Origin of the sequence: Clostridium sp. 19966 (assembly GCF_032335695.1) — a bacterium.
GTDB lineage: Bacteria > Bacillota > Clostridia > Clostridiales > Clostridiaceae > JACTOJ01.
The window spans coordinates 1-17149 of record NZ_JACTOJ010000043.1 but is presented as its reverse complement, the minus strand read 5'-3'; the positions used below and the strand labels follow the sequence as shown (position 1 = coordinate 17149).

Annotated in this window: 14 protein-coding genes and 1 tRNA gene; 10 read left to right on the top strand and 5 right to left on the bottom strand. The window is 28.5% G+C overall.

Annotated elements, in window-relative coordinates; translation table 11 throughout:
* Nucleotides 1-112: 112 nt before the first annotated feature.
* On the top strand, nt 113-1714 hold the full coding sequence (locus IAI10_RS23225; protein ID WP_315675702.1) for a hypothetical protein: 1602 nt from the start codon (nt 113-115) through the stop codon (nt 1712-1714).
* Between the two features lie 366 nt (nt 1715-2080).
* On the opposite strand, the gene IAI10_RS23220 is transcribed toward IAI10_RS23225, so the two are convergent.
* Complete coding sequence (locus IAI10_RS23220; protein WP_315675701.1) at nt 2081-3106, bottom strand: hypothetical protein; 1026 nt, start codon at nt 3104-3106, stop codon at nt 2081-2083.
* A gap of 312 nt (nt 3107-3418) precedes the next feature.
* Here IAI10_RS23220 and IAI10_RS23215 point away from each other — a divergent pair, with 312 nt between their 5' ends.
* The gene (locus IAI10_RS23215) at nt 3419-3970 is read left to right on the top strand and encodes a hypothetical protein (RefSeq protein ID WP_315675700.1); all 552 of its coding nucleotides are present in this window, start codon (nt 3419-3421) and stop codon (nt 3968-3970) included.
* A gap of 110 nt (nt 3971-4080) precedes the next feature.
* On the top strand, nt 4081-4812 hold the full coding sequence (locus IAI10_RS23210; protein ID WP_315675699.1) for a hypothetical protein: 732 nt from the start codon (nt 4081-4083) through the stop codon (nt 4810-4812).
* Between the two features lie 165 nt (nt 4813-4977).
* On the opposite strand, the gene IAI10_RS23205 is transcribed toward IAI10_RS23210, so the two are convergent.
* The 3 genes from IAI10_RS23205 to IAI10_RS23195 all read right to left on the bottom strand — a co-directional run bounded on the left by IAI10_RS23205 (nt 4978) and on the right by IAI10_RS23195 (nt 7841).
* Nucleotides 4978-6273 carry a type II restriction enzyme gene (locus IAI10_RS23205; protein ID WP_315675698.1) on the bottom strand — a complete coding sequence of 432 codons (1296 nt, stop codon included), beginning with the start codon at nt 6271-6273 and terminating at the stop codon, nt 4978-4980.
* 21 nt (nt 6274-6294) lie between these two features.
* The gene (locus IAI10_RS23200; RefSeq protein WP_315675697.1) at nt 6295-7125 is read right to left on the bottom strand and encodes a DNA adenine methylase; all 831 of its coding nucleotides are present in this window, start codon (nt 7123-7125) and stop codon (nt 6295-6297) included.
* 113 nt (nt 7126-7238) lie between these two features.
* Complete coding sequence (locus tag IAI10_RS23195) at nt 7239-7841, bottom strand: recombinase family protein (RefSeq protein ID WP_315675696.1); 603 nt, start codon at nt 7839-7841, stop codon at nt 7239-7241.
* A gap of 590 nt (nt 7842-8431) precedes the next feature.
* Between IAI10_RS23195 and IAI10_RS23190 the strand changes: the two genes are divergently transcribed.
* From IAI10_RS23190 to IAI10_RS23160, 7 genes are all read left to right on the top strand, one after another.
* A complete protein-coding gene (locus IAI10_RS23190) occupies nt 8432-9313 on the top strand; it encodes a hypothetical protein (RefSeq protein WP_315675695.1) in 882 nt (293 codons plus the stop codon).
* Between the two features lie 242 nt (nt 9314-9555).
* Nucleotides 9556-10662, top strand: coding sequence for a hypothetical protein (locus tag IAI10_RS23185; protein WP_315675694.1), 1107 nt, complete (start codon nt 9556-9558; stop codon nt 10660-10662).
* A gap of 394 nt (nt 10663-11056) precedes the next feature.
* Nucleotides 11057-11947: an ArdC family protein gene (locus IAI10_RS23180; RefSeq protein ID WP_315675693.1), complete on the top strand. Its 891-nt coding sequence runs from the start codon at nt 11057-11059 to the stop codon at nt 11945-11947.
* 12 nt (nt 11948-11959) lie between these two features.
* Nucleotides 11960-12316 (top strand): DUF6075 family protein, encoded by a 357-nt coding sequence (locus IAI10_RS23175; protein WP_315675692.1) that lies wholly within the window; start codon nt 11960-11962, stop codon nt 12314-12316.
* A gap of 810 nt (nt 12317-13126) precedes the next feature.
* Nucleotides 13127-14161 carry a hypothetical protein gene (locus IAI10_RS23170; RefSeq protein WP_315675691.1) on the top strand — a complete coding sequence of 345 codons (1035 nt, stop codon included), beginning with the start codon at nt 13127-13129 and terminating at the stop codon, nt 14159-14161.
* Between the two features lie 480 nt (nt 14162-14641).
* Entirely contained in the window at nt 14642-14788 is a 147-nt protein-coding gene (locus IAI10_RS23165; RefSeq protein ID WP_315675690.1) for a hypothetical protein, read from the top strand.
* A gap of 53 nt (nt 14789-14841) precedes the next feature.
* Nucleotides 14842-16452, top strand: coding sequence for a recombinase family protein (locus tag IAI10_RS23160; RefSeq protein WP_315675689.1), 1611 nt, complete (start codon nt 14842-14844; stop codon nt 16450-16452).
* 336 nt (nt 16453-16788) lie between these two features.
* Here IAI10_RS23160 and IAI10_RS23155 read toward each other — a convergent pair.
* A tRNA-Ser gene (locus IAI10_RS23155) sits at nt 16789-16881 on the bottom strand.
* Nucleotides 16882-17149 lie beyond the last annotated feature (268 nt).

Sequence of the window (17149 nt, the reverse complement as noted above, 5' to 3'; positions counted from 1 at the left end):
AGTAAAATAACTATTTTATTCTACCAAAAGGTGACTTTTTATTGTACTATACTGGAAAATCTTCTCCCTTTTTGTTTGCCGAAATCTCACCCTTTTAGTTTACCATTTACAAATGAATTACAATAACACAAATTTAGCGACACAAGAAGATTTAGAAAGATTAAAGCAACAAGTTTTAGAAAATGGCAAATACACTTTAAGAAAGGCAGAAGAGAAAAGGCAAAAATATTTTGATAGTGAATTTAAACCACTATTCGCAGATATAGATAAAAAAGAAGTTACTGCAAAAGAAATAGCAGAAACAAAGGAATTCCTTAGATTTTGGTATGAGGATAATATAAATTTACTTTTAAGTTTAAATGTTAGAAGTAAGCAAGGAAGATTAGAACAGAACATGACTTCCTTAAATGTTTTGCTTAATAATTTAGATTATTTTTTATCATTAAAAACAGATGTATATACAAGTCTTAATATGTTTTACAAACCTACAAGAACACAAGACGTTTGTTATGTTTTAAATGGTATAGTTTTAGATTTAGATTATCTACATGGTGAGAATGAATATAAAAATTTTACGAAAGCCGATTTATTTTATAGTTTTTGGGATAATTATATAAATGCAGGTATTTTGCCACCTCCTACTGCTATAAGATTTACTGGTAGAGGTTTGACAATATGGTATAAAGTTAAAAATCAAAATGCTAAGTATAAAAGATATTTTTACAAATATATTCAGCAAGTAATTTACAACAAATTGAACTTAAAAATAATGGATTCTAAAACTTTTGATTTAAGTAGAATTACACGTACTCAAAACACTTATAATATTAAAGGTAATAATATTGCGGAGAATTTATACTTTAATAAAAGTATTGTGTACAACAATTTAGAAGAATTATTAAAAGATATTGATATAGAAGAATATAACAGATGTATTTCTAAGCGTGAGGCATTTAAAAATAAATTAAACAGTACTGATAGAGTGAAAGTAGAAACAACAACTCCTACAACCGAAACTGCTGAAACTATTAATGTTACTGTAAAGATAAGTAAAGGCACTAATTTAGAAAAAAGGTTACAAGCGTTTAAATTAATGTCCACAAAGAAATATGAAGATATAGAAACTCTTGTAACTCTACGAAAAGGCAAAGATATGCAAGGATATAGAAGTATCCTACTATTATACTATGCTTGTAGTATTTTATATGCAAGTTCTAAGCCTTTTGATTTTGCAGTAATGGAAATGTGTGATAAAGTCAATAAAATAAACGAAATAGTACAGCAAGAAGATATAGAAGTAGATTTTGTGATATATAGTGCTATAGAAAGTTATAAAAAATTCTTGAATAAGAAACTTATTACTTTAAAAGCCAATGGTAAAAGATTTGAATATAATGGATATCACTATTCTAATGCAAGAATCATTAATGAGTTAAGTATAACTATTGATGAAATGGTTCAACTTAAAGTATTAAAGACAGGTAAAAAGGCTAATAAAAAAGAGTTTAATGAAATTGAAAGAATAAAAAAATCCTTAGAGCGTGGAAAAAACCTTGACGAGGCAAAAGTAACAAAGCGTGATAAACTTTATCAGGAATATTTGGTAATTAAAGAAAAGCAAAAGGAAGGATTAAATAATACACAGATTGCTAAAACCCTTGAAATTGAAAGAACAAAGATAAGTAGATTATTAAAAAAATATGATGTTAATTAGGGGTGTGCATTTTGTCCTATAAGATAGTAAAAAAGTATCTTCAACAGACCACCCTAAAAAGGAGTAATAAAATGAATAATAAATATTAAAGAGTATGTTATCCAACAAAGGTAATATACTCTTTAAATTTGCTAATAAATATATTATAAAATTTTCATTTAAATTTTTATTCATATAAATAGCCTACATTATTTAATTGTAGTTGAATTTTATAGTAAGTTTATTATACTTTTACTATCTAAAATTAAATTTACAACTTTACTAATGCTTACTTTAACCCTAAGATTATCAGTAAATAAAATAAGTAAAAGAAACATTTAATAAAGGATATATAAAAAAATATACCCTTTTACTTACCCTCATATACTATAAGTAAGTATAATATTCAGAGTTAACTATTCCATTATTTATATTAATAGAGGCAACAACTTTATTTTGGAACTCTTTATCAGTGTCATAGTTTGATAGTAAAGCATTAGTATCTAATCCCGTAAGTTTTTTTAAGTAGACTATGTTTGTCCCATTATTTAACATACTCAAAATTGCTGTTACCTTATAACTCTCTGGTGGATATACATATTTGTCTTTTTTGCCACCTGGCTGTTGTTTTAACATTTCAAAAATTCCTAGTTCAGTATAGGTTTTAATAAAAGATGTACTTACACAAGAAGTATTTATTTTTCTATTTAATACTCCATATAAAAAATAGAAGAGTCTATCATTTTCGGAATAGATTTTATTAAAAACTCTTCTAGCATAATCTAATGTTTCAACTATTTGATTTCTAATGTTGTTAGGTAATTTAATAACTATTTCATTATATTCTATACTCCTTGTACTTCCATCTTGAATATTATTAAACTTCAATTCAAGCATTTCACTTGTTTTCAATGGAAGAATAAGGCTCAATTTAGCATATAATCTCGCTATCATTATTTCAAAAAATCTTTTTTGCTCAGTTGGATTCCTGAAGTCTGAATTAATGTTATTCATAATATGTGTATCTATTTTATATAAGGTTGAAGTTAGAAGAGTATTGTCTATTATCGGTTTTTTGAAACTCTTTTCTAGATTTTCACTTAATTTTTCTTTAAATCCAGCGGTATCAATATAAGCATACAATAATTTAAAATCGTACTGTCTTTTTATTAATTCATCAAATAGAAACTTTAGTGCCGAAATATGAGTTGTTAAAGTAGGCACTGCTCCAATTTTGGTATCATATGAATATACAAAATAGTCATCAATATGATTTTGGTTTAAATTAAAAACCTTATCTTCTAGTAATCTGTCTTTTAGATAATTTAAAAAATTACCAATCTCATTTTTATATGTAGAATTTTTTTCAAGTATTTCTGTAACTAATGTTCGGAATTGGTCTCCATTTCTCATATTCTATACCCCCATACTTAAATATTATTATCTATATTTTACCACATATCATAAACCTAATATACTTTTTAATTTATCAAATAAATATGTAATAAATTATTTGATACTGTTTATTTACTATGAATACTCCTATGTTGATAATTAAAGATATAGTTCTTAATAAATATATTAGGTTTCTATTATTCTTAATTTATTTTAAAGCAAATCATACCACCTGTAAAATAATTCTAAAATAAATATTGATTTATTTATTTTTCTGAGATAGAATCACCACCATAATAACTTTTAAATATTAATAAGGGGGTTGATAACATGAGGAATAAGAAACAAATACTTATGATAGCAAGTTTAATTATAATAATAGGAGGACTTACAGGCTGTGGTACTTCATCTACTAAAAAAGTAGTAAATACTACAACTACACAAGTTAATAATGTAAATACTAAAGTTGAAGATAAGCAGGAGGCTCTTAAAAAAGAACTGCAACCATTGTTATTGAATTTTGCAAGTGCAGGATTAACTTTTGACTATACAACATATACAGTTGATGACTATAAGAAAATAAAGACCTTTGAAACACAAGATTCGCAAAAATTAGAGATAGACAAGAAGTTTACAGATAAATTAAATAGCATAAAAAATGCAAAAGGTATAGCCAACGTAGAAATTATAACAATAAATTCTATAGAGCAAAGAAATGAAAATATAGTCGATGTTATATTTACTGCAAAACAGAATGTTAAATCTTACGTAGAAAACGGAAAAGACTATTCTAATTCTGTAGATAATGTAAAAATCTCTGCAACACTTGTAAAAGAAAATGGACAATTCTTAGTAGATAGTTATGCATTCGATATAAAATAAGTGTGTTTAATCACACTTATTTTTTTATGCAAAAAAAGTTGAAAATCAATTCTTTCTTAAATATTATTTTCTTATAATAAAAATTCAATTTGTGAGGGAGGTAGATAGCAATGAATAAGAAATATAAATGTTTAATAGTCTTGTTTTTAGTAATAAGTTTCTGTGCTATAAATATAAATACCACGGCTTATGCTGTTGGTGACAAAAGCGTTTTAGATGGAAATAATGCTAATACAGGGGAAAATAGTAATAGTGGAGGAAGTAATAATAAGCCAAGTATTCCAAAGCCTAAGCCACCAACTACAGAACAATGGTATGATAAAATTTTATGGGATAAAGTTAATAGTAGTATCTCTTGGATTGATGATAGTAATAGACTTGTTATTACAGATAATCAAGCGACTAAAAATCGAGAGTCAACCGTTAGTAAAGATTGGAAATGGACATTTTCCTATGGAGAATCAGAAGGCAATATAACCCAAACTTTGGGTGAGAGATTTGATAAACAACAAATTACTTTTATCGCTCCCCGAAACGGATACTACTATATTACAAGTACACCAAGAGTAACAGAAACCACCTATTTTTATAATAGAATTGTAACTACAAAGTATTGGCTAAAAGAGGATGAGGATGGTATTTATATGGTTGCAAGATTTATAAGTAGAGAGGGAGAAGTTCCCTCGAAAACTATTGTAAAACAAGAAGATATTTTGCAAAGTTATTTAATGAAAGATTTTAAAATCTACTTAAGACAGGGAGAAAAATTTGACCCAAGCCCTATAAAAAAAATAATATCTGAAACAACAGATATAGACACAACTTCTTCATTAGTTAAATAGATAGTAAAAGAGATAGTGAAACCAACTATCTCTTTTCTTATGCTTTTTTTCCTTAAAAAATATAATATATTTATTATGTTTTACCAATGTATAATTTAATATAGGACTAATTATATAGCCTATAAGTTTTATTATAAAATCTTAATAAATATACTATTAAATATGCTACTTATTCGGTAAATCTAAAATCCAATCTATCCAAGCCATAACGCTCTCTGCTCTTCTAGGTAATGTGCTACTCTCTTTGTCCACATTGTATATATAGCATCCCATTAACTCTCTGCATAAGGACTCTTTATTTAAAGGCTGAGCAGTATCAAAATATTGTCTTAATGCTACATTAAAACTTTCGTGTTCTAATATGCACCTAACAAGATATAAATACTTTTGCTTATATCTCATTTTCATAACTTGTCTACCTTTTTCACTCAAGGTATACATTATTTCATTAGTATCTTTGTCCTTATACTTAGTAACTAAACCTAAGTAAATTCCTGAGTTTGTATAATAATCGGTTTGCCTTTTAGCAAACTGATAATTTGATGTAATTTCATCCTTTGATAAGTCCTTATTATAAAGAATACCCAAAAGGTCTACTACTCTCTCAAACCTATTGGCTTGAGGGAAAGGAACTTTAGGCTCTGCTACTAATTTTACATCATTTAGTATTTGGTAAATATCTCCCAACTCTATTTTTTCAGGTGCAATTATATAATTTTTCTGTTTTACAAGCCTTAGAGAATTATATAAGTTACTATCTGTAAATTCATATTCAAAGAAACTAAAAATATCATTTGAATAGGTCATAAAAGTAGGTATTACCTTTTTAGAAACTTTATCCTGCCAAAGTCTATAAGGATAATATAATTGCCGAACTAAAAAATCCTCAACCTCAAAATTTTTTGCTTCAAGAATCATTAGTTTATTACCGCTTTCAAATCCTGCATCTATTTCACATTGGCTGTTTTCTACCTTAACAGGAAATAGTTTATTGCTACTTTTTATATTAAAGTCGAAAGTATTAGTTGACATTCTTCCGCCCAATGTAAAAATAGCATCTTCTTGCATTAAATCACTAATAATACCACTTACATAGGCACAATGAATTGCTGAACTTTCTGAATATAAATCATTAAAATCTATACTTTGTATGTCCGTAGGAAAACTTATAGGGATATTCTCTATATCCTCACTATATCTTACATCATGATAAGTTTGAAACTGCCCTAAAACATATTTATTTCTACTCACAGGAAGTATAGATATTTTATGCTTTTTGAAGATACTTGGTAAATTTACTTTATGGTCAAACTTAGCCATTAAACGACTTTCCCTAAATTCATTTATGTCCTTAGATTGTATCTCATAAAAACCATTAGTATTTATTTTATCTACTATATTATATTTATCAAATAATTGCTCCCATGCAATATCATTCTTTGTAGGCTTTTCTGTACCCATAACCTATCCCCCAAATTGAATTTAGTAATTCATTACTAACACTTCATCAACTTTTCCCCTTTTTAAACCATCAGCATTAATATTTCGGCTCGCTGAAACAATTTCTATTCTATAATCCTTATATAAATCTTTTATAAAATCTGTTGCAGAATTACTTAATAAAACAAAACATCCTTTTTTATTAAGTCTATCAAAAACATCCTTTAATCTTCTTTGTTCGTCTCTACTAAATCCATCTAAAGAATAACCTGTAAAACTGCTTGAATCACTTACTGGGTCATATGGAGGGTCAAAATAGATAAAGTCTCCCTTTTTAGCACCTCTTACAACTTCCTCAAAATCTCCATTTGTAATAGTAATATTAGATGAATTCAAAAAGTTATGTACTGCTTTTAGAACAACTTCATCTAAAATCTTAGGATTTTTATAATTTCCAAAAGGTACATTATACTGACCTTGTGAATTAACTCTAAATAAACCATTGAAACAAGTCTTATTTAAATATATAATTCTTGACGCTCTTTCTATTTGAGTTAATTGCTGAAACTCAGGCTTTCTATCCAATTCCCTAATTTCATAATAGTATTCAGGTATATTTTGATGTTTTTTTAAATCTTCAATTAACTCGTCTAATGAATCTTTAATTATGTTATAGCAATTTATTAACTCTGAATTAACATCATTAATTACTGCCTTTTTAGGTTGTAAGTCAAAGAGTAATGCCCCTGCCCCTACGAAAGGCTCATAATAAGTCTTATATTTTAATGGAATATACTTATTTAATTCTGGTAATAGTTGTCTTTTACCACCAGCCCATTTAAGAAATGGTTGAACTAATAAATTCTTTTTCAATGTTTTACCTCCTTACCAGAATAATTTACTATGCAAATTATATCACAAAGCATCTAAATTTACTAGATAATAGAACATATATTCTTATAAGGTTAACGTAAAAAAGACACTATTTACTTAGTGTCTTTTTCCATGCTTAAAAGTTTATAAAATGTAGTCTTTTTAAGATTTACTAAACGCATAAATTCTGTACTTGTTATCTTTCCATCTATATATAACTTATAATATTTATCCCACGACTTTGGCTTTTGAGCCTGTGGTCTGCCGAACTTTTGCCCTCTAGCCTTACATGCCTCATACCCCTCTTTTTGTCTTTCTCTGGTGGTGATTCTCTCTTGTTCAGCAATTGTACTTAATACCTCTAATAAAATATTATTTACCATTTCTCCTATCCATGCTTGTTCTTTTGGAAAATCCTGCATTGTAGTGGGGATATCTAATACTTTTATTTTAATACCTTCTTTTCTAAAGTATTCTAATTCTTCTTTAGTTTGTATCTTATTTCTTCCCAAACGGTCTAAAGATTTAACATAAACGACATCGTCTTTCTTTACTATCCTCTTTAAGATTTGGTAATTTTCTCTACTAAAATCCTTTCCGCTTTGCTTATCTATAAAAAGATTTTTTTCTTCTACATATTTTAATAAAGCATCCACCTGCCTGTCCTCTCGTTGCGTAGAACTAGAGATTCTTATGTAACCATATATATTTCCCATAATATCAGCCCCCTTTAAATTTATTGAATCCAATTGAACCACATCTTCCGTAAAACTTCAACTTTTTTTACGGAAAAAAATAGTGTTATTTTTTATAGAAAAAACAATAGAAAAAAGATATAAATTAATAGTTTGCTTGAGTTTACTTTTACGGAATATACAAATAAAACAAAATATCTGTAAAAACAGTTGATTCCTGTATGGGATATACTTACAATTAAGACATAAACAAAATGTACATTTGTTTTTTAATAAAAAATTAGAGTTTTTTTTGATTTTAAAAAAATGAAGTATCTTTAACTTATAGAACAGAAATAGTAATAACATATAAAAGTATCATTATATTAAATAAAGTATAGACACATGGGAGATTTCCTCCCATTTCATTTAAAAATGCCCTGAAGGAGGAATTTTGATTTTATTTAAAATAAGAAAGAGTAAATTTTGTCTTATTTGTATAAAAATATCATAAGTATTACGGTAAAAAGAGCAGCGATCCGCTGCTCTTTTTCTCATTAGATATAAAAAAATTTGAAAACTTATCCTTTACTTATTATTATTTTAAAAAAGTAATAAAGGAGGCTGATAACATGAATAAGAAACATAAGATAATTAAAAGCATTTTACTAACAACTATATTTACATTATTTTTCGTTATTTGTTTGACACCTGTTAAACAAAGTAGTGCTAACCCATTACTTGCATTATTAGTAAAAGTTGCAACTGCAGATGCAACAACTACAGCGGTTGTGGCTGAAAAATTTGATATGCTTAAAGATTTTATAAAAGATAATGGATTTTCTACTGAAGGAATGTCTAAAGAAGAGTTATTTAATAAAGCAAGCGGTATAAGTGATAATATAGAAGATTTTAAGCCAAAGGAATCAATAGATTTTGGCACAAAGATAATGAATGACTTATTTGGTAATGACAATTTAATTTTTTTTAGAAGTGATAATGGGTATGACTTTATTTCAAAGCCTGGGGAGGATGGGTTTGGATTTAATGATATAGCAACAGAATTTCTTGCAAATACTATTACCGACACTATGGAAAGTATATTACACCCAATAGATGATGCTATAAGAACCGCAAGTAATAAAATTAATGAAACCATACATCCTATAGAAACTCTTGAAAAGCAATTCGATTTTTTAGATGGTAAATCTAACTTTTTAGATAAATTTGATACCGATAAATACGAAAATAAGGTTAATGAAAATGAGCCAAGTTATAATGCTATGGGTGAAAAGGATTGGACAACAGATTATAATTTACAATTAGAATTAATGGAAAATAAATTAGAAATAGCAACAGATTTTACTAAAAAAGAAGAAGAGCATTTAGATATGCAAGAAAACTTCACACTTGATACACTAATGCAACAAGAACAGCAACAAGAGTTACAAGAAAATATGCAACAATTCCAACAAGAGCAACAGCAACAAATGTTAGACATTATGATTAAATAAGCAAGGTTTATACTTGCTTTTTTTATGCTCTAAAGAATTGATTAAATTTTGTTTTATAGAGATTTAATAGTCAATAAAGCATAATTGAACGAAAAAAGCCAATTTTCCCTTACACCATGCAACGCTATGCGTTGCTTATGCTTTTTTTAAAAACTATATTTATATTTTTTAAAAAAATTTGAAAAACAATTCTTTATTAAATATTATTTTCTTATAATTAAAATTATTAAGGGGGCGATAACATGAATAAGAAAATAACAATAATAACTATAATTGCTATGTTAATAAATACAACACCTGTGTTTGCACAAGATTTACCTAAATTATCTACACCACAATTAAAACCTTTGCAAACTTCTACTCTTTCAACTACGTTTAAAGAGTTAAGAACTAACATAAATAAGGAAGGAAACTTACCTGATTTACCTAAACTTCAAACATTACCTGAATTAGATACTTCGGGCTTTGGAAAAATGGAGTCTGATTTTACAAAAGGAACAGTTGATTTGACTAAAGAGGGTTATGGTAAAAAGGTTGAACTTCCTAATCCAACTTTATCTGCAAGTAATAAAGATACACTATTTGCGGATATAAATAACCAATATGCAAGTGCAAAAGCAAATTTACCAAGTTCCTCAATTCCTGTTGACCAAATAAGAAGTAAATTATCTAACTTTGATAAAAACGCAAGTGCTATGTATAATGGTGCAGTATCAAATAATGCCTCTACTGTTGATGGTAAAAAGTCTTTGGCATCAGCAGGTGTAAGTGCAGGAGATTCTGCCTTCCAAAAAGCATTACAAGGTCAATTTAGTTTAGATAATTTTGAAGCACCTGCATCTTCTGTTCCCGAATGGTATTATAAACCTTCTTCAAAGATAACTGATAGACAAGCAGAAATATCCGTAGAAAAAGACACAATAAAAGAAGGAAACAAAAAGAATGCTAAGTTAATAGATGATGGAGATGCAGTACTTGATTTGTGTTATGGAATTTATGTTCCACCAGAAAAAATTTCTAAACTAAATCCCGAAGCATCGGCTTTTTTACAACAATTTAATAGTATAAAAAACGATGTAGACAAACAAAGTATAGAAAATGCACAAAACTTAAATGCAAACAAGCAAAAGCAAAAAGTAAAAACGTATAATTTAAATACAAGTGCTAATACCGATTTTATAGATAGTATTACAGGAATGAAAGATAAAGTTGCACAGGATAAGGCAACTCCTGAGTACATAAAACAAAGAAATACTGTTGCTACTGTAAATACCGTTGCAGATTTAATTAATCCTACAAGCCCAACCGCAATAGTTAAAAATATATTAAAACTAAAAAATGCACTTTAATTAAAAGCAAGTTAATACTTGCTTTTTTTTATACCCTAAAATTGATTTAATTTTGCTATATGTTGTTTTATATAACACTTTAGCAAGATGTATCAAAACTCTGCAATTCTTCCTACACCATCAGCAACGCTCTGCGTTGCCTATGCTTATGATAAACACTCCCTCCCCTCTTTTCTTTATTTTTCTCTTTATAGTTCCATTGGTAAAAAATAGTTGATTCTGTAATCTGTTCTTTCTAACATGCAAGATACAAGTATTTATATTACGAAAGAGATTTTTTATATAAGCAATTTTTATATACGTAAGAAGGAGGCTATATTAATTACCATTTTTTTAATATCTAAGAAAGAGATTTTAACAAACTTTTTAATAACAAATTGGAGGGATTTGTAAAATGAAAAACATTAACGTTGATGAAATCATTAAACATTTTCAAGAAAAATTAAACAATGGAAAATCCGAAAATCTACTTAACTATTTAAAGTTTATAAGTAACTTTCATAACTACAGTTTTAACAACACAATACTTATTTACTCACAAATGCCCACAGCGAGTTTCTGTGCGTCTTTTGTAAATTGGAGGTCAAAAGGATATGTTGTAAAGCGTGGAGAAAAAGGAATTCGCATCCTTGTTCCAAAGATTGCAAAGTTTGTAATTGATGATAATGGGGAAAAGATATTTTTTAGCCAAATGACACAAGAGCAAAGGGAAAAGGTAGACAAGTATTATACACTTACAACCTTTACTGAAGGTTGTGTCTTTGATATTTCACAAACTGAAAAAGTTAAAGGAAGTAAAGAAGATGATATGTTTTTTAAACCTCTTGGTAATGACTTTGAAGAGCAATACGTAACCTTAAAATCAATAGTAGAAAGCAAAGGCATTGAAGTAAAAGAAGAAAATACAGGTAGTGCTGAAGGCATATCACTTGGAGGTAAAATCTCTATTAAGAAAGACTTGGACTATAACAATAAAACGCTTGTTTTAATCCACGAATTCTCACATGAGATATTAGACCAAGATATTTATAACGAAGTACAAGAAAGCGATAGACAAGAAACTAATAGTTCTATAAGAGAATTAAGGGCTGAGAGTTGCTCTTATATTGTAAGTTCTTACTTAGGTTTAGATAATCCTTTTAGTGCTGATTACGTACTACATTGGAGTAATAAAGAAGAATTTATAAAAAATCTTGAAACTATTAAAAAGGCATCCAGTCATATAATAAGCCTTTTAGAAGAATATAACACAAATAAATTAGATAACAGTAATGTTGCTGTATAGGAGGATAAAGATATGAATAATATAGAAAATTTATTTACAAGTGAAGTACATAAACAAAGGTTTAGAGAACTTGCAAGTTTAGATACTACAAGCACAAGAGATATAGAAAGAAACGCACTCTTTTTTATTCTAAGTGGAAATGAAGAATTATGGAATAACAGAACAAAAATATATGATACTAAAAAGCATATGATTAATAGCAGAAATATAAATAAACTGCCTATAAGTAGCAGTGGAAAAGCAATGCTCTTAGCAGGATTAAATTTATATAACTCTTATAAATGTTTAGATTTTACAAGTACATTTAGTTGTTTAGATAAAAAGAATCTAAATATAATGTTAAATAGTATCGTAATCAGATTTTTCTAAGAATGAGAGCAGGACAACCCTGCTTTTATTTTTTTCTAAAAAATAGTTGCAACTCAAATCTTTTTCTAATATAACATGAATCATCCAATAGGATTTTATATATACAAATTAGAGTTTTTTGAAATTAAGCATTTGCTTAATATTATCTTTTTTAATATAACTCGGAGATATTTTTATTTTACTTTAACTTTTTATAAAAAAATTAGAGATTTTAAAACTATTGATTTTAATGAAGGAGGACTTTAATTTTAAGAACAAGAAAGAGAATTTTTAATGTTACTCGTTACTTTCTATTATTACTTATTACTTTCTATTGTCGCTTTATTACTATACTATTTTTATTTTTAGCATCTATGATGCTCTTTGAAAAATTACAATTTATAAGGTTGACCGCTCCTTGTGTGATTTTTCCCTTTTTAGCAATCTCGTTATTGCTCTTGCTTAAACTAAAAGCGTAGAAGTAATTTAATCGCTTTTCTGAAAGAAAAGCAACAAGGCGAAGCCTTGTTTAGTTAAAGCCGAAGGCTTTAAGACAGCAACCGTAAGGTTGCAAAAATAATGCTATACATGTACATTGTCCACATTAAAAGTGGTTGACTTTGGACTTTTAGTCCATAAGTCACTTTTAATGTGGCACAATAATAGCACATTTTTAATATAAACGGAGGAAATACGAAGTATTTTAAGTTATTTTAGGTTAAATGCCTAAAATAACTTGTAAAAACGATTTTAAATAAAATTTAAGGATTGGAGGTGAATAACGGTAACTTTAATAAAGTTACAATAAAGATTTAAAGGAGGCTGATAATCATGGGTGGATACAATATGGATTGGCAATTTCGTGAAAGTTTAAAACAGGCAGAAAGTTTTTCCGAGAGCCGACATTCTGCAAAAAGTAATGATAATACAGATACAAAAGAAAAAATCTATAGTAGCGTAACAAAGGACAATTTAAAAGATACTGCAAACCAATTTGCAAAGTATTTAAAAGAAAATTTTAATGAAATAAGACAAGCGAGGTCAATTTCTTCTGAAATGGCTCAATCATTTTTGGACTATAAAGCCAATAATTGTAATCAAAATACAATTTATAGGTATAAAAGCGACTTAGAAAAATTACATACTTGCATAGTAGACAGGTGGTGCAATAAAAACGATAATTTAATGCAACAATGGGAAACTAAAATGCCTATTGCCTTTGAAGGGTTTAAAACTGCTATGCTTAGAGAGGACAAGACTAGAGATATATGGATGGACAATGATAAATTACAAGAGATAAAAGCACACATAAAGGAAAATAGTACAAAAGATACTTTATATAATGCTCTGTGTATAGAAGAAATTCTTGGCTTGAGGGTCGGTGAATTGGCAGACTTGAGAGCAAATGATATACAATTTATAAGCGAAGATAAGGCAATAATTACAATACAAATGCATGATGATACCAAAAAAGACGAAGGTCCCAAAGGTGGAAGAACTAGAGTATTTGAAATAGAAGGACAAGAAAATATTCAAGTTTTAAGAGAAATTATAAATGATAAAGTTGGAGATGAAAAAATTTTAGGAGTAAGCAAAAGTGCATTGCATAAGGCTTGGGAAAGATTACCCGAAAGCATAACAGGAGAATTTAAGTCTGCAAATAGTAGTTATCATGCAATTAGGAAGATGGTCGGTACGGAAATCTACAATACAGCATATACAAAGGCATTAGAAGAATATAAAGAAAAAGGATTAAATGAACAAGATAGTTCACTTCGTGCCGAGAAGGATGCTTTATCAAAACTAAATATCTTCCTCGGACATGGAGAGTCCAGGGATTTACGAAGAGAATATGTTAAAAAGTAGCAGTAAAAACTGCTACTTTTTTGCTGTAAATACGATTTAAGCATTTTTAAAAACACTTTTAAATATAGTAAAATCAAGGGTTTAAGAATTACATTGATATAAATTAATATAAATCTACAGAAGTTAATTTGTATCCACACAACCAGATTTGTATTAATGGCATTAATTTATGTGGAGGCAATTGCCATCTATCCTTACCCTCGTTGAAAGCATTTATTTTGAAAAAATCAATGCTTTTAGCGAGGATTAACGTAGTTTGCAAAATAAAAAAGCACTTAACTAAATTAATAGATAAGTGCTTTAATGAAGAAATTTTTTAAAAAGATAACATTGAATAAGAAACTAATAAGATAATATATTTTATAAAATTCGTTGTCAACTTTTTTAAATTTGTACTTGTCAAATGGAATAATTTATTATAAAATAATTACATTAATTCAATTTCATACATACATAACTTCGGAAAGGGGGAGTGTCTGTATGCAAAGTGATATTAAGACTTGGTTAAATAGTAATGACGATGACCAAACTCTTCAAGAGTTTGTTGATATATTAAAAGAGATAATGTTAACTTCATCAATTGATGAAGTTTTTTTATTTTTTGCATTGTTACTTCTATTTGGTTGAGTTAAAATATTACTGTAATATTAATCTTAAACGAAAGGAGATTACTTATTCCTATGAGTAAGAAGATAATAGAAAATGTTCTAATATACACGAGGGTTAGTACCCAAGAACAAGTAAATGGCTACTCCCTAGACCATCAGAAGAATGAAATAATAGACTACTGTAAGAAAATGGGCTATAACATTGTTGGAACATATACAGATGAAGGTATAACTGGTACAAGCATAGAAAAAAGACCTGGTTTTAAGCAACTACTTAAACATATTGAAAGTGATTCAAATGTAAATGCAATCATAGCATGGAAATTATCACGTTTTAGTCGTAATATGATTGACTTAACAAGGATTTTAGACTTTTTAGAACATTCTAATGTTGCTCTTATTTCTATAACAGATAATATAAATACCTTTGCACCTATTAATAAAATGTTTTGCTATATGGCAGGAATATTTGCTGAAATGGAAAGAGATAATATAATCTCACAAACAAAAGGTGGTATGAAAGAGCGTGCTAAAAAGGGCAAATGGAATGGTGGCATAACTCCTATTGGCTATGATTATAGTAACGATAAACTAATTATTAATGAGGAAGAGGCTGAAACTGTTAAAACAATATTTAATCTATACACTAATGAGAATTGGGGTTATTCTAAAATATGTCAATTCTTGAATAGAAATTTAGATAAATATGCTACAAAAAAAGGTTCAACATGGGCTTATGCCACTATCAAACAAGTATTAGACAACCCAATATTCGCTGGCTACATCAGGTGGGGGGTAAGGGAAGATTGGGCTAAAAAAAGAAGAAAAGGAATTAATAAAGAAGTTCCATTAGAAAAAGGACTTCACAAGGCTATAATAGATGAGGATTTATGGGAAAGGACACAAGCGAAAAGAAAACTTGTTGGGAAGACTCCAACTAAGTTAAGCAATTACACATATATGTTATCAGGTTTGCCAAGGTGTCCCGAATGTGGCTCTGCTATGGTTTCACAAAGAAGTACAAGAACGAATAAAAAGAGCGGAGAAAAAGTAACCTATCGTTATTATGCTTGTTCAAAATGGAATTCACACAAAGGAGATGTATGTCATCCTAACGCTGTTAGAGCAGAAGAACTAGAAAAACAAGTATCTGATAAGATTATTGAATTTATAAATAGTTCTGATATTGCAAGGATATTAGAGAAGGAAATGAAGAAAGAGAGCAATACTAAAGAGATTGAAAATACTATTAAGGACTTAGAAAAACAAATATCTAAATTGCAGAGGAGAAAAGATAATTATACTATAATGCGTGGCGATGGGGAATTATCTAAGGAAGAATATTTAGAAAAAAAAGGTGAGGTTGAAGATGCTTTACTTCCTCTAATTGAAGAATTAAACTTAACTAAACAAAAATTGCAAACTATTAAAGAAAATCAATATACACAAGAAAAATTAACGGTTTTATTAAAGAATTTCGATAAATTATTTAAGAATGCTACTGACGAACAAAAGAAGGTTCTAATGCATAAAACTATTAAAGAAATTAAAATAAATCCATCAGATGATATAAATGAAAGAAGGGCTACTGAAATAACCCTCCGTTTAAAAGAGAATATGCTTAATGAGGACTCTTCTAAAGAAAATTTGTTGTTGCTCACTTGTGATACGGTTCACCTTTAAATATTCTATAATTGTTATTTTATCTTTTGCTTTACTATCCACTTTCGTTTAGTTTTTTCTATTTCGTCGTCAAACGGGCGACGTAAACACTATTTTTACAGCAAAATTTATAGCAAAATAGCTCCAGCAAAAATTGCTAGAGCTATTGGTCTGTAACGGAGAGAGAGGGATTTAGTCAGGGCTGCTTAAACTCGCCATGTCACCATGACAAGCAGCCCGTTGAAGGTCATTTAGACCTTCAACCCCTCGGTACAGATTGCTTTAAAAAACAAAGAAAACTTTGCCGTACCAGGTAAGTTCTCTTCATGGAGTAATTGCTTGAAATCTAATATTTTTTGGCGGAGAGAAGGAGATTTGAACTCCTGGTACGGCTTAGAACCGTACGCCTGATTTCGAGTCAGGTACCATAGACCACTCGGACATCTCTCCTTATTTTGGTTTTAAATTTAAGCTTTTTTAAAACATCTTCCTCGTAATACTAGCACAAAACTAAAATTCCTTCAAGTGCCAGCAAATCTCAGAATTACATACTTTCAAAGGTGTGTTTCTATCCAAAAATCTAGATATATCTAGTACTTTTTTACAAATGGCTCTGTTTTAAATCAGTGTTGATTTTTACACTGATTTAAAACTTCCTTCAGTTCGGGGAGGCCACTGAAAAACTGACAAAATAAAGCCGTCATCGCGAAAGTGATGG

Coding starts and splice junctions, on each gene's coding strand:
- IAI10_RS23225 (WP_315675702.1), top strand. CDS start 113: ATGAATTACAATAACACAAATTTAGCGACACAAGAAGATTTAGAAAGA.
- IAI10_RS23220 (WP_315675701.1), bottom strand. CDS start 3,106: ATGAGAAATGGAGACCAATTCCGAACATTAGTTACAGAAATACTTGAA.
- IAI10_RS23215 (WP_315675700.1), top strand. CDS start 3,419: ATGAGGAATAAGAAACAAATACTTATGATAGCAAGTTTAATTATAATA.
- IAI10_RS23210 (WP_315675699.1), top strand. CDS start 4,081: ATGAATAAGAAATATAAATGTTTAATAGTCTTGTTTTTAGTAATAAGT.
- IAI10_RS23205 (WP_315675698.1), bottom strand. CDS start 6,273: ATGGGTACAGAAAAGCCTACAAAGAATGATATTGCATGGGAGCAATTA.
- IAI10_RS23195 (WP_315675696.1), bottom strand. CDS start 7,841: ATGGGAAATATATATGGTTACATAAGAATCTCTAGTTCTACGCAACGA.
- IAI10_RS23190 (WP_315675695.1), top strand. CDS start 8,432: ATGAATAAGAAACATAAGATAATTAAAAGCATTTTACTAACAACTATA.
- IAI10_RS23185 (WP_315675694.1), top strand. CDS start 9,556: ATGAATAAGAAAATAACAATAATAACTATAATTGCTATGTTAATAAAT.
- IAI10_RS23180 (WP_315675693.1), top strand. CDS start 11,057: ATGAAAAACATTAACGTTGATGAAATCATTAAACATTTTCAAGAAAAA.
- IAI10_RS23175 (WP_315675692.1), top strand. CDS start 11,960: ATGAATAATATAGAAAATTTATTTACAAGTGAAGTACATAAACAAAGG.
- IAI10_RS23170 (WP_315675691.1), top strand. CDS start 13,127: ATGGGTGGATACAATATGGATTGGCAATTTCGTGAAAGTTTAAAACAG.
- IAI10_RS23165 (WP_315675690.1), top strand. CDS start 14,642: ATGCAAAGTGATATTAAGACTTGGTTAAATAGTAATGACGATGACCAA.
- IAI10_RS23160 (WP_315675689.1), top strand. CDS start 14,842: ATGAGTAAGAAGATAATAGAAAATGTTCTAATATACACGAGGGTTAGT.